This window comes from Rhizobium sp. K33, from assembly GCF_056501445.1.
On record NZ_CP096478.1, the window covers coordinates 2,185,239 to 2,198,298 of the forward strand.

The window sequence follows — 13,060 nt, forward strand, 5'->3', positions numbered from 1 at the left end:
CCGCAGTGCAACAGATTTATGCAAACGATTACATTAGCCGTGACCGGTCGCTGGTCCCTTCACACGGCCGGACATCACACCGAAGCCGTCGATGATCGCTTCCTGGTTCTCCATCCGCGCCACCTCGAGCTGAACTTCGTGCAGCGCGCTGATCACCTGCTCGATGCGGCCGGCATCGTCCGTCTCGGTTGCCTCGGCAATTTCCCGCTCGAGTTCCTGACGCTGACGCTTCAGCGCCCTCGCCCGCTTGTAGAGCGCGAGCGCCTGCCGGTAGCCCTCGCGGGCGTCTTCTGCCGCGGCAATCTCCGTCGCAATCCAGAGTCTTGCATTGCGGATCTGCTGATGGAGACCACGCAGCAAGGTGCCATGTCCATGCGCCTCCAGCTTCTGGATCAGGATTTCGCGCGTCAGGGATGACCCCGCTTCCGCAACGGCCGTCAGCAGCGACGACCAGAGCTTTTGCAATCCACCATGCTCGTAGTCGATAGCGGCAATCTCGTCATACTCGTCTTCGAGCAACTGCGGATGATTGACGATGGTAAGCGCCAGCACGCTTTCGCGCAGCGTCGGCTGATCGAGCGCACCGCGCACCAGACCCGAGCGCGCTAAGCGGTCGGAGATCGTGCCGCGACTGGAGGCGACAGGCCCCGGCGGACGTCCGCCATTGCGGCCGCCCTGCCCCTGACCGCGGCCGCCACCTTGAAAACTGCCGCGCTCGCCACGCCCAGACTGGCTGCCCTGGAAGAAGGCATAGAGCCGGTCACGCACATCCTGCTGGTAGTGGCGACGGACATTCTCGTCGGCGATGACATTGACGACCTGCTTGAGCTTCGCCTCGAGTTCGGCGCGCTTTTCCGGCGTATCGAAACCGCCAGCCTGCGTTTCGCGCATCCAAACCATTTCGGCGAGCGGGCGGGCTTCGGACAGCACACGGTCGAAAGGCTGACGGCCGTCCTGCTTGACGAGGTCATCCGGATCCTTGCCATCGGGCAGCATGGCGAAGCGCAACGACTGACCAGGCTTGATATGCGGCAGCGCCAGGTCGACCGCGCGAAACGCCGCCCTCTGCCCAGCGCCATCACCATCGAAGCAGAGCACCGGCACCGGCGTCGTCTTCCACATCAGCTGCAGCTGGTTTTCGGTGAGCGCCGTTCCAAGCGGCGCGACGGCGTTTTCGACCCCTGCCTGATAGAGGGCGATCACGTCCATATAGCCTTCCACCGCGATCAGCGTATCGGCTCCGCCAGCACCCTGCATCGCCCGTCTGGCACGGGAGAGGTTGTAGAGCACATTGCCCTTGTGGAAGAGCTCGGTCTCGTTGGAATTCAGATACTTTGCCATGGCATCCGGCGCCATGGCGCGTCCGCCAAAGGCGATGACCTTGTCGCGCGACGACAGGATCGGGAACATGATGCGATCGCGGAAACGGTCATAGGAGACAGGGATATCGGGGCCGTGCACGACCAGCCCGCAGGCCTCGATCTGTTCCTTCGGCACACCCTTTCCGGCGAGATACTCCTTCAGCGCATTGCGGCTTTCAGGCGCGTATCCCAGGCGAAACGTCTCGATCGTCCGCCCCGTCAGGCCGCGCTCGCGCAAGTAAGCTCTCGCCCGCGCGCCGCTCGCCGTCTGCAGCTGATCCTGGAAGAACTGCGTCGCCATCTCCATGACGTCCTGCAGCGTGGTCCGTTCCCGCTCCCGGCGCTCCGCCTGCGGGTCCGGCTGCGGCATCGCGATACCCGCCATGTCGGCGACCTGCTGCACGGCTTCGACGAAGCTCAGGCCTTCGAGATCGGTCAGGAAACGGAAATGGTCACCGGAAACGCCACAGCCAAAGCAATGATAGCGGCCCTTGCGATCCTCGCAGTGAAAGCTCGGGCTCTTCTCGCCATGAAACGGGCAGCAGGCCCAGTAATCCTGGCGCGAGACATTGGTCTTCTTGCGATCCCAGGTCACACGGCGACCGACCACGGCCGAAATCGGCACGCGGTCACGGATCTCGTCGAGGAAGTCGCTGGAAAAACGCATGGGTATCCCTGGGAAGCTGATCCTCCATATAGGCGCCGCCGAAGCGCAGCGCCAAGGCTTTCGCGCGGAGTGCCCGTTATTCACAGAGGGACGAGTTGATCACGCGGAAATACACATGTATATACATGCCGGAATCCTGATAACGTGGCACGTCCCGCACACATTTGGAACAACTACCGGAGGCCTCAAAATGGTTGTAAATACATCCAAAGGTTTTGGGATCGCCGTAGATGACAAGCGATTTGGCATTCAGAGATTTTGACTGGGACGAGAATAAACGCAGGCTCAATGTACTAAAGCACGGGCTCGACTTTATCGATGCTGCCAATGCACTCCGTACGGGGCCGCGGCTCGATATCGAGTCCTATAGGAATGGCGAGTTGAGAACGCTCTCGATTTGTCCCGACACGTTGAAACTCATTGCGGTCGTCTTCACCATGCGTGGCGACCTATGCCGCATCATCTCCGCAAGGACGGCACGGAAAGATGAGCAAAGAAAATATCGTCAGATATACAATTGAAGAAATTGAAGCCATGCGTGCCCGGGGTGAAAGCCTGACAGACTGGGCTCGTGTCGAGGCCATGACTGACGAGGATATCGAACGCGCCATGCGCGACGATCCCGACTGGAAGGACCACATGGACATCGACTGGTCCAAGGCCAGGATGGTGTTTCCGGACAAGAAGAAGGCGATCTCGATCCGCCTCGACCCCGACATCATCGACTTCTTCCAGGCGACCGGTAAAGGTTACCAGACCCGCATCAACGCGGTACTGCGTCATTTCGTCGACGAGCAGAAGCGATCGAAATCCTAAAACGCAAGACGCCGCCCGAAGGCGGCGTCCATTCAATTCAATCCAGTCGCAGGCTGTTACTTCAACAGGTCCTTGACCACGCCGGACGCCTTGCCGAAGTCCATCTGGCCTGGATAGCGTTCCTTCAGCGTGTTGATGCACTTGCCCATGTCGCGCAGGCCCTGGGCACCGGTCTCGCTGATGACGGCCGCGCACAGTTCGCGCACTTTTTCCTCCGGCAGTTGCTCGGGCATGAAGGACTTGATGATGACGATTTCCTCGCGCTCCTGCGCGGCAAGCTCTGGCCGATCGTTCTCGGCATAGATCTTCGCGGATTCGTCCCGCTGCTTGATCATCTTCATCAGGATCTGCATGATCTCGTCATCGCTGACGGGATCCTTGCCGGTGCCGCGATTGGCGATGTCGCGATCCTTGATCGCCGTCTGGATCAGACGAACGGTCGAGGTCCGCCTGACATCCTTGGCCTTCAGGGCCTCTTTCAGTGAGTTGGCGAGCGTGTCGCGTATCATTTTCTTCTCCGGGGAAGAGCCTGTCCCGCCGTTAGCGATTGTGGCTTTTCCGTGTTCGTTGAGTGGTTCTCATAGCCAGACATCTGCTGCAGTGCAAACGAATTGAGCAAACCATTGAAATGGCTTGGGAGAAATCCGCCGCTTAAGCGCATCCGGAATTGACCTCGCCACGCGATCCGTCTATTGCTCGGCACCTGCACGCAAATTGTCATCAGGGCTGAAAACGCGCGACCTCGCGCGCCCTCGATCTGCAACATAAATGGTCCTGCGAAACCGCTCCGACAAGGGGCCGGCACGCGGGCGAACAAGGAACGACCATGACCGCGACAGCCCCCTGGACGACCCGCAAGCCAACCGCCCTCCTCGTTCTCGCCGACGGCACCGTCATCGAAGGCCATGGCATCGGCGCGACTGGCAAGGTCCAGGCCGAGGTCTGCTTCAACACGGCGCTGACAGGTTACGAGGAAATCCTCACCGATCCCTCTTATCTCGGCCAGATCGTCACCTTCACCTTCCCCCATATCGGCAATGTCGGCACCAATGACGAAGACATCGAGGACCTGACGCCGGCAGCCCGCCACGGCGCGGTAGGCACGATCTTCAAGGCCGACATCACCGACCCTTCAAATTATCGTGCCGCAAGCCATCTCGACGCCTGGCTGAAGAGCCGCGGCATCATTGGCCTTTCCGGCATCGATACCCGCGCGCTCACGGCCTGGATCCGCGAAAACGGCGCCCCGAATGCCGTCATCGCCCATGACCCGAATGGCGTCTTCGACATCGAAGCCCTGAAGGCAGAGGCTCGGGAATGGAGCGGCCTCGTTGGCCTCGACCTCGCCAAGGTTGCAACCTCGGGCCAGTCTTCCGTCTGGAGCGAGAAGGACTGGAACTGGACGGAGGGTCACACCACGCTCGGCCCGGAGGATGCCAAGTACCATATCGTCTGCGTGGACTTCGGCGTGAAGCGCAATATCCTGCGCCTTTTCGCCGGTCTCGACTGCAAGGTGACCGTGGTCCCCGCAACGACATCCGCCGAAGACATCATGGCGCTCAACCCGGACGGCGTCTTCCTGTCGAACGGCCCGGGAGACCCGGCCGCAACCGGCGAGTATGCCGTTCCGGTCATCCAGAATCTGGTGCAGACCGACAAGCCGGTCTTCGGCATCTGCCTCGGCCACCAGATGCTGGGCCTCGCGCTCGGCGGCAAGACCGAGAAGATGCACCAGGGTCACCACGGTGCAAACCACCCGGTGAAGGACTTCACCACGGGTAAGGTCGAAATCGTCTCGATGAACCACGGCTTCGCGGTCGACTCGAAGTCGCTGCCGGAAAGCGTTGAGGAGACTCACATTTCTCTGTTCGACGGCACCAATTGCGGCCTCCGCCTCAAGGGCAAGCCGGTGTTCTCGGTCCAGCATCACCCGGAAGCCTCGCCCGGCCCGCAGGACAGCCACTACCTCTTCCGCCGCTTCATCAACATGGTGCGGGAGACGAAGGGCGAACCGGCACTCGCCGAACGCTGAGCCTCGTTCACAAGACTGCAAATATGCGGCCCGGGTTCACCCCCGGGCCGTTTGCATTTCATGCCGGACTTTGAGGTAGAAGCGCAGGCTCAGCATGAAGGCAGCGCTCGCGAGCCCCAGGCAGAAACCATACCAGATGCCGATGCCGCCGATCCCAAGCGGAAAGGCCATGAGCCAGGCGAGGAAGAAGCCGACCGGCCAATAGGCGACGAGCGCCAGAATCATTGGCACCCGCGCATCCTTCAATCCGCGAAGCAGCCCCGCGGCAATCGCCTGTAGTCCGTCAACCAGTTGGAAAAGTCCGGCGACCATGACGAGCGGCCCCGCAAAGGCCAGCACATCGGCTGCAGCCGGCGCATTCTCGTTGATGAAGGCGGCAGAGAGTTGCTGCGGCACGGCAAGGAAAAGGATCCCACCCGACAGCGAAAGGATCGCGGCGATGCCAAGAACTGTAATGGCGGCCCGCACCAGTTCCGGGTAATTGCCGCGTCCATGCGCAAGTCCCACCCGAACGGTCGCGGCTTGGGCGAGGCCGAGCGGGATCATGAAGGCGATGGAGGCCAGCTGCAGGGCGATGCCGTGAGCTGCCAGCTCGATCGTCCCGATCCGCCCCATCAGCAAGGAAGCGGCACTGAACAGGCTGACTTCGGCAAGCACGGTCACGCTGATCGGCAGCCCCAGGAACAAAACTTCGCGGAAGGCTTGCCAGTCGGGGCGCCAGAAGCGCACGAACAACTCGTAGCGGCGGGTTTCGTCGCGGGTCTGGATATAAAGGACCATCGCCGCGAAGCTCACCCACTGAACGATAACGGCGACGATTGCAGCACCGGTCATGCCAAGCGCCGGCAGGCCGAAATGTCCGAGCACGAGCGCGTAAGCCAGGATCGCATTGAGTACGAGGATGCCGACCGTGACCCAAAGCACGATGCGTGCCCGCCCCGTGGCGCTGACCAGCGAACGTAGGACGGCAAACAGCAACGCCGGCAGAAGCCCCAGCTGGCTGATGAAGACGTAGTTGGCTGCAAGTGCGGCCACTTCCGGCTTTTGCCCCAGGGCAAGCAGGATCCTCTCGGCATTGAAGAACAGAGGCGTCATGACCACGACGTAAAGGATGGACACCCACATGCCCATGCGGATCGAGCGCCGAACGGAGACCACGTCTCCCCGTCCATAGGCCTGCGCCACCATCGGCATGACCGCCATGGAGAAGCCCGAACCGAAGACGAAGATCGTGAAGAAGAACTGGCCGGCCAATACCATGGCGGCGAGCGGCACGGCGCCGAGCTGACCGACGATCACGACGTCCGTCGTATGAATGCCAAGCTGTGCCAGCTGCGCGCCGATCAGCGGGATGCCGAGGGCGAGGGTGGCGCGAATATGCGACATCCAGCTACCGGCTCCCACGGGAGTGGCGCTTGGGGTTTCGAGCGTGACGACATCGGTGTGCATGGCTTAGGTCTCAACGAAAAAAGCCGCTTCCAGAGCATACTGGTGAGCGGCATGTCGCAGAGGGATAAGCGCGCGCAGGCACGGCGGCAAGCCGGAATCATGATGCTGCAGAATTATTGCGCGATACATCAGCAAGTTTGATGAAAAATCAGGCAGTCCACGGCTATTCGGAATGAGCAGCCGACAGGATTGGTCTTGAATGACACCAGTTGACCTTGGCGCTGACGAAGAATCGCGTGTAAGCCTTCAGCGGTGCAACGGGAGCAAATGACAACGGCATGATGGATCTGATCTGGCGCGGCACACTCATCGGCATCGGCGCGACGCTTGCCATGGATCTCTGGGCCGTCATCCTGACGACGGTGTTTCGCCAGCCGAGAGCGAACTGGGCCCCAGTCGGACGCTGGTTCTATCATCTGACTTCGGGTCGGGTCTTTCACGACAGCATCGGGGATGCAGAGCCCCACGACCGCGAACTGGCGCTCGGCTGGATCGCCCATTACGCCGTCGGCATCGCCTATGGCATCATGCTCGCCTTTCTCGTTGGTCCGGCCTGGTTTGCAGACCCAACGCTGCTGCCAGCCTTCATCTGGGGGATCGTCACGGTCGCCGCCGGCTGGTTCCTGCTGCAGCCCGGCCTCGGTCTCGGCTGGGCGGCGTCAAAGACGCCTAACCCGAACAAGGTCCGGGCTCTCAATCTGGCCGCACACACGGTCTTCGGCCTCGGCCTGTGGCTGACAGCACTTGCGATCCGCTAGCCGCTCCGGTCCGTCAGATGGGGCCTGAGAAGGTGTCGCAGGCGCTCACATTGCCGCTATCGTAACCGCGCTTGAACCACTTCATCCGCTGTGCGGAGGTGCCGTGGTTGAAGGCATCCGGCACGACATAACCCTGGCTGCGCTTCTGCAGCGTATCGTCGCCGATCTGCTGCGCGGCATTCAGCGCCTCCTCCAGATCGCCGTCGGACAGGATGCCTTCCTTGTCGGCCGACTTCGCCCAGATCCCCGCATAACAATCCGCCTGCAGCTCGACACGTACTGACATCTGGTTCGCTTCGCGTTGGCCCATCGACCGGCGCTGGCGGTTGAACTCCGGCAGAACGCCGGTCAGATTCTGCACGTGATGCCCGACTTCATGCGCAATCACATAGGCCTGCGCAAAATCGCCGGCCGCATCGAACTGCCGCTCGAGTTGATCGAAGAACTCGGTGTCCAGATAGACCTTGCTGTCGGCGGGACAATAGAAGGGACCGGTGGCAGACGATGCCTGACCGCAGGCGGAAGCTGTGGCCCCGCTGAACAGGACCAGCGTCGGCTCGCGATATTGCTCGCCGGATGCCGAGAAGATCGCATTCCAGGTGGTTTCCGTTTCCGCCAGAACGGTGCGGACAAAGGCGGTGGTGTCGTCGCTCGATTGCCCTGCCGGCCGCTGCCCGATCGATTGCTCGTATCCGGAGCCTGCCCCCCCGATATTGCCTTCGCCCAGAACCTGCAGCATGTCGATGCCCATGGCCTTCAGCACGAAGTAGATGACGACGAGGAAGATGATCGTTCCGAAGCTCAGTCCGCCACCGCGTCGCCCGCCCATCGGGATCTGGATGCCCGAACGACCAAAGGGATTGCGACCAAACCCGCCCCGCGAGGACTGCCCACGCCGATCCTCGATATTGTCCGACTGCCGACGGCCTCGCCATTCCATGGTGCTGTCCCTCTCTTATCTGCCCCAGACAATGAGAAGATAGCCCAACTGTTCCCTAACACCAGTGACGATGAACGGTCGTTGGCCAGTCAGCCCTTATGTCCCGCAACGTCCCGCCTCAGCCACCACTGAAAGAAAAGCACCAGGATCAAGAGCAAGCCGATGGCAACCAAATGGGCTTGCCCCTGCCCCTCTCCGAAGATCAGCTTATGCATCAATCGTCCTGGAAGGAGCGTGAAAGCCCCAGCCGTCAGCAAAGCGAAGCTGTAGAGGTTGCCGACATGCCGGCGGTGTTCGGCGATCCTGCCTGCCCGCGCTGCCGTGATCGCCTGGAAACTGCCGATCAAAGTGAAGACGGAAAGAATGTGTATTGGGCTGAAGCCGAAATAGAGACGCAGAGAGGAGATGAAGAAACTCGACATGGCCGTGATGACCATTACCCCGATCCAGATCCGGCCGAGGATACGGTGGACATTGGTGCCCTTGCGGCCAAGCAAGAGCCCCGCGCCGAGGATCAAGGCGAGTAAGGCGAATACGACGTGGATTTGGATGGCGAGAGGTGCCTGTAAGAGAAGGGAAAGCGACATGGGACTTGCCTTGAGCGGGTTCGCGGTTTCAATGTTTGGCTTCCCGCTGATCGCGCCTTTGCGCCGGCGCCACCAATGCTTTGCCGTGAATGTCGAGAGAAATGCGTGAATAGCTCCGTCTTGCAGTCTGCGCTTCGTGAATGGACGAGACTGGGCCGTTCGCCCCGTCTCTGGGCGACTTTTGCGATCGTGGTCTCCATCTTTGTCGCCATAGGTCCTTCCGGCACGATCGAAGACATGGGCCTTGTCGAGCGTGCTGCTTTCTGGACACTGCTGCACGGAGCAGCATGGACCGTCGCGATCCTCGTCATTACCCTTGCTGATCATTGGCTTGGCCAACATCTGCGCAGCCAAGCATTGCTGCTGTCAGCGACCGCCCTGGTGGCTGCACCCTTCGTTGCGGCGGTCGTTGAGCTGATGCGCTGGTCCTGGATCGGAACCGAACCGAGTCTTGCCTCCTATGGGCGACAGCTCCTCGTCTGCCTGCCGTTGTCGGTGCTGTTCAGTCTGCTGTCCCATCTGACGATGTCGAACGCTCCGTCGGCGAGCGTCAGCAGCAGGGCGTCTGAGGACCCGGAGCCAAAACCGACGGAAGACGAGCTACCTCCGCTTCTCGCGCGGCTCAAGCCGGCGCTGCGGGCACCCTTGGTCCATCTGACGGTCGAGGATCACTACACGGTTGTCACGACGACAAAAGGCCGGCAGCTGGTCCTGATGCGATTTTCTGATGCCTTGCGGGAGGTTGGCTCGATCGCCGGTGTGCAGACCCACCGCTCCCACTGGGTAGCAGTCGATCATGTGGCGGGACTGAAGAACAGCGGCAGCCGGTTGCACGTGGTCTTGAAATCAGGTGCCGAGGTACCGGTCAGCCGCAGCTTTGCGGCTCACGTCCGGAGTGGCATATGCGAGAGCTGATCTTCCTCAGCTCTTGGCGTAGCCGTATTCCCCGCCCCTGCTCAGCGCGCGCTGATAGGCCGGTCTTGCGCGGATCCGTTCGATCCAGCCCTTAAGCGCGCTCACATCCTTGCCCTCGGCGATCCGGGTGAGGCCCGCCTCGACGGGAAAGCTCATGGCGATATCCGCGGCTGAGAGCTGCTTGCCGGCAAACCAGCCGTCCTTGGCGATTTCGGCGATCCAGAGATCGAGATGGTCCGAGAGCTGCGGATCGATCAGCTTGCTGGCCACGCCCTGGCTGATCATCTTCGCCACCGGACGGATGAAGAACGGCACCTGCCCGGGAATGCGCGAGAAGATGAGCTTCATGACCAGGAGCGGCATGGCCGAACCCTCGGCATAATGCATCCAGTATCGGTACCGCAGCCGCTCATCGGTGCCGGCAGCGGGACGCAGATCCTCGCCGCCATAGGTCTCGATCAGATATTCCATGATCGCGCCGCTTTCGGCCACCACGCGTCCATTGTCCTCGATCACCGGCGACTTGCCGAGCGGATGCACGGCCTTGAGTTCCTTCGGCGCCAGATAGTCCTTCGTCCTGTGATAGACCTTCACCTGATAGTCGAGACCGAGCTCCTCGAGTAGCCAGAGAATGCGATGGGCGCGCGAGTTGTCGAGGTAATGCACGGTGATCATCAGAGATGTCCCTTTGATTGTCGTTGCTTGAACTATCTAGAAGCAGACCCCGGCGCCGTCGAGACGTCCGTCGAAACTTTCTCCAGAGTGGCCAGAAAGACAGCCGGGGATGACCGCTTGGCAGGCATCACCGGGCGTGCCAGTCTTGCCGAAAGACTGCACTTTGGGAGGAGTGACACATGAAGGCGATGCGACTGGAGGCGACAGGGCAATTGTTCACGCGAGAGGTGAAAAAGCCCGAAGCTGGCCCGGATGAACTCCTCGTCCGCGTCGAAGCCTGCGGCGTCTGCGGAACCGACAGGCACCTGTTCCACGGCGAATTTCCCTGCGCGCCACCCGTCACCCTCGGCCATGAGTTTTCCGGCATCATCGAACAGGTCGGCAGCGCAGTCTCTGGGTTTAGCGTGGGTGACCGCGTCACCGGCGACCCGAACATTGCCTGCGGCCGTTGCAGCCACTGCGTCAATGGCCGCGTCAACCTCTGCCGAAACCTGACAGCCATCGGCATCCACCGCGACGGCGGCTTCGCGGATTATGTCGTCATTCCCCATAAACAGGCCTTCCTGCTTCCCGCAGATCTCGATCCGATGCATGGCGCCTTCTGCGAGCCGCTGGCCTGCTGCCTGCACGGCATCGACCTTGCCGGGATCAAGGCCGGTTCCTCCGTCGTCGTTTTGGGCGGCGGCGTCATCGGCCTCCTGACGGTTCAGCTCGCCCGGCTGGCTGGCGCAACGACGGTCATCCTCGTCACGCGCCAGGCGAGCCGCCGCAGCCTTGCCGAGGAACTCGGCGCGACGGCGAGTGTCGATCCGAACGCGGGCGATGTGACCGCCAAGATCGCGGGCGAACACGGCCTCGTTCCCGGCGGCGTGGATGTCGTGCTGGAATGCGCCGGCGTCGCAGAAACCGTGGTTCAGGCGACGAAGCTGGTGCGTCCGGGCGGCACAGCCGTGATCCTCGGCGTCATGGCGCAGGGCGAAAAGATCGAGATCGAGCCATTCGACCTGCTCTTCCGCGAGGTCAAGCTCGTGACCTCTTTCCTCAACCCCTTCACCCACCGCCGCGCCGCCGACCTCATCGCCTCCGGCCGGATCGAGGTCGAAAAGCTCATCTCGCGCAAGGTCTCGCTCGACGAGGCGCCGGAGGTCGTGCGCCAACCGCCGCACCCCGGCGAGGTGAAGGTCCTCGTCGTACCGGGGCTCTGATCAAAGGGGCGGCCGGCGGTCCTTCCACGGCCGCGCCGCTTCCAACTGTCCGGCGAGCGAAAACAGCGTATCCTCGTCAGCAAACCGCCCGACGAACTGCATGCCGATCGGCAGCCCCTCCGGCGACCAGCCTATCGGCACGGACATCGCCGGCTGGCCGGTCACGTTGAAGATCGGGGTCCACGGAATGAACTCGAAGGTTTGTGCGGCCAGCTGTTCGGCAATCCCGAGCTTCTTCAATAGCCGTCCGCCGCCGATGTAACCCAGCACCGTCAGGAGCTTCTTTTCCAAGGCACTCGGCTGCAGCGCACCGATCTTCACCGGCAAGGTGGAGAGCACCGGCGTCATCAACACGTCGACATCCTCGAAAAAGCCGAGGACCGAGCGCGCGGCAAGCCCAAGATAGCGATGGGCGGCGATGAGATCGCCGGCAGTGAACCCCTCTCCCAGCAAGCCCATGCCAAAGGACGAGGCATCATAGTCGCCGGGCCTGATCCTCACGCCGAAGGTCCTCGCTGTGAATTCGATATCGGCGCGCAGCTCACCGGCAAGCGCCGTCAGAAATGCCATGGAGAATGCCTCACGCTCCACAGGCGGCGCTGCGTCAATCACCTCGTGGCCGAGATCGGCAAGCAGCTTCACTGTGTCATCGAAGGCGGAGATCACCTCGGAGGATACCGCCTGGCCGAGCATCGGTTCGCGCGAGACAGCGATCTTCAGTCTGCCAGGCGCCCTCTGCGACGCTTCCAGGAAAGTCCCCGCATGAACCGGCAGCGGATGCGGCGAGCCACGATCTGCTCCATGGGTTACGTCAAGCACCGCGGCGCTGTCGCGCACCGTCCACGTCAGCACATGCTCGACTGCAAAACCCGACCATGCCTCGCCGATGAACGGACCCGCTGGTGTTCGCCCCCGCGTCGGCTTCATGCCGAAGACGCCGCAAGCGGAGGCCGGAATGCGGATCGATCCACCGCCGTCCCCGCCGGACGCGATCGGCACCATGCCCGAGGCGACCGCAGCACCCGAGCCACCGGACGAGCCGCCGGATGTCCGGCCGAGGTCCCATGGATTGCGCGTCGGGCCATTGGCGCCAGGCTCTGTATAGGGCGTCAGTCCGAACTCCGGCGTATTGGTCCGTCCGGCGATGACAAGCCCTGCCCTCTCCCAGCGCGTCACCAACTCGCTGTTGCCCTCTTGAACCCGGGCCGCCCAGAGCCGATTGCCATTGTTGGTCGGCACACCGTCGATCTGCGCCAGGAGGTCCTTGACTAGGAAGGGCACACCGCAGAATGGCCCGTCCGGCAGTCCGGCGGCCACTCTTTGGCGCGCCCGGTCGAAGAGCGGACGAATGACCGCGTTCAGTTGCGGATTGACCGCCTCGATCCGGGAGATGGCGGCTTCCAGCACCTCTTTCGCCGTGACCTCGCCGCGTCGGATCAGGTCGGCCAGCGCCAATCCGTCATGGTCCACATACTCCTTGAACATCGTCGCTCCCCCGGCCCGACTCGCATGATTGGCAATGAGCTTCCGGTCGATTTTCCCAGCGATCAAGGGCCGCACGGCATAACGGCTTCGCCGAATATAAATATCTACTTAACCATGGGCGGCTAAAGTCTGCCCCAAAGGCCGGTGCGACACCGGCGCAGCGGCGCTTG

Annotated in this window: 13 protein-coding genes; 6 read left to right on the plus strand and 7 right to left on the minus strand. The window is 62.0% G+C overall.

Translation table 11 applies throughout. The annotated features are described in order from the left end of the window. Positions 1 to 33: 33 nt before the first annotated feature. Positions 34 to 2,028 (minus strand): DNA primase, encoded by a 1,995-nt coding sequence (dnaG, locus tag M1E12_RS10770; protein ID WP_479564705.1) that lies wholly within the window; start codon positions 2,026 to 2,028, stop codon positions 34 to 36. Positions 2,029 to 2,258: 230 nt separating this feature from the next. On the opposite strand from dnaG, the gene M1E12_RS10775 reads away from it, so the two are divergent. Both M1E12_RS10775 and M1E12_RS10780 read left to right on the plus strand, forming a co-directional pair. Then, complete coding sequence (locus tag M1E12_RS10775) at positions 2,259 to 2,549, plus strand: BrnT family toxin (protein ID WP_479564706.1); 291 nt, start codon at positions 2,259 to 2,261, stop codon at positions 2,547 to 2,549. Positions 2,550 to 2,562: 13 nt separating this feature from the next. Continuing rightward, entirely contained in the window at positions 2,563 to 2,844 is a 282-nt protein-coding gene (locus tag M1E12_RS10780; protein ID WP_479564707.1) for a BrnA antitoxin family protein, read from the plus strand. A 56-nt stretch (positions 2,845 to 2,900) separates the two neighbouring features. Here M1E12_RS10780 and M1E12_RS10785 read toward each other — a convergent pair whose 3' ends face one another. Next, complete coding sequence (locus tag M1E12_RS10785; protein WP_113458802.1) at positions 2,901 to 3,353, minus strand: GatB/YqeY domain-containing protein; 453 nt, start codon at positions 3,351 to 3,353, stop codon at positions 2,901 to 2,903. Between the two features lie 317 nt (positions 3,354 to 3,670). Between M1E12_RS10785 and carA the strand changes: the two genes are divergently transcribed. After that, positions 3,671 to 4,876 carry a glutamine-hydrolyzing carbamoyl-phosphate synthase small subunit gene (gene carA, locus M1E12_RS10790; RefSeq protein ID WP_113458801.1) on the plus strand — a complete coding sequence of 402 codons (1,206 nt, stop codon included), beginning with the start codon at positions 3,671 to 3,673 and terminating at the stop codon, positions 4,874 to 4,876. Positions 4,877 to 4,912: 36 nt separating this feature from the next. Here the strand turns inward: carA and M1E12_RS10795 are convergent, their stop codons facing one another. After that, the gene (locus tag M1E12_RS10795) at positions 4,913 to 6,325 is read right to left on the minus strand and encodes an MATE family efflux transporter (RefSeq protein ID WP_479564708.1); all 1,413 of its coding nucleotides are present in this window, start codon (positions 6,323 to 6,325) and stop codon (positions 4,913 to 4,915) included. A 278-nt stretch (positions 6,326 to 6,603) separates the two neighbouring features. Here M1E12_RS10795 and M1E12_RS10800 point away from each other — a divergent pair, with 278 nt between their 5' ends. Further along, positions 6,604 to 7,083, plus strand: a complete 480-nt coding sequence (locus M1E12_RS10800; RefSeq protein ID WP_479564709.1) for a DUF2938 domain-containing protein — start codon at positions 6,604 to 6,606, stop codon at positions 7,081 to 7,083. A gap of 13 nt (positions 7,084 to 7,096) precedes the next feature. Here the strand turns inward: M1E12_RS10800 and ypfJ are convergent, their stop codons facing one another. Together ypfJ and M1E12_RS10810 are read right to left on the minus strand one after the other, a co-directional pair. Further along, positions 7,097 to 8,023: a KPN_02809 family neutral zinc metallopeptidase gene (gene ypfJ, locus M1E12_RS10805; protein ID WP_136540948.1), complete on the minus strand. Its 927-nt coding sequence runs from the start codon at positions 8,021 to 8,023 to the stop codon at positions 7,097 to 7,099. A gap of 89 nt (positions 8,024 to 8,112) precedes the next feature. Further along, positions 8,113 to 8,964, minus strand: coding sequence for a DUF2306 domain-containing protein (locus M1E12_RS10810; RefSeq protein WP_479564710.1), 852 nt, complete (start codon positions 8,962 to 8,964; stop codon positions 8,113 to 8,115). Between the two features lie 3 nt (positions 8,965 to 8,967). On the opposite strand from M1E12_RS10810, the gene M1E12_RS10815 reads away from it, so the two are divergent. Further along, positions 8,968 to 9,525, plus strand: a complete 558-nt coding sequence (locus M1E12_RS10815) for a LytTR family DNA-binding domain-containing protein (RefSeq protein WP_479564711.1) — start codon at positions 8,968 to 8,970, stop codon at positions 9,523 to 9,525. 6 nt (positions 9,526 to 9,531) lie between these two features. Here M1E12_RS10815 and M1E12_RS10820 read toward each other — a convergent pair whose 3' ends face one another. Further along, entirely contained in the window at positions 9,532 to 10,200 is a 669-nt protein-coding gene (locus tag M1E12_RS10820) for a glutathione S-transferase family protein (RefSeq protein WP_479564712.1), read from the minus strand. Between the two features lie 179 nt (positions 10,201 to 10,379). On the opposite strand from M1E12_RS10820, the gene M1E12_RS10825 reads away from it, so the two are divergent. After that, positions 10,380 to 11,405, plus strand: coding sequence for a zinc-dependent alcohol dehydrogenase family protein (locus M1E12_RS10825; RefSeq protein WP_479564713.1), 1,026 nt, complete (start codon positions 10,380 to 10,382; stop codon positions 11,403 to 11,405). Here the strand turns inward: M1E12_RS10825 and M1E12_RS10830 are convergent, their stop codons facing one another. Next, positions 11,406 to 12,890: an amidase gene (locus M1E12_RS10830; RefSeq protein WP_479564714.1), complete on the minus strand. Its 1,485-nt coding sequence runs from the start codon at positions 12,888 to 12,890 to the stop codon at positions 11,406 to 11,408. Positions 12,891 to 13,060: the final 170 nt, after the last annotated feature.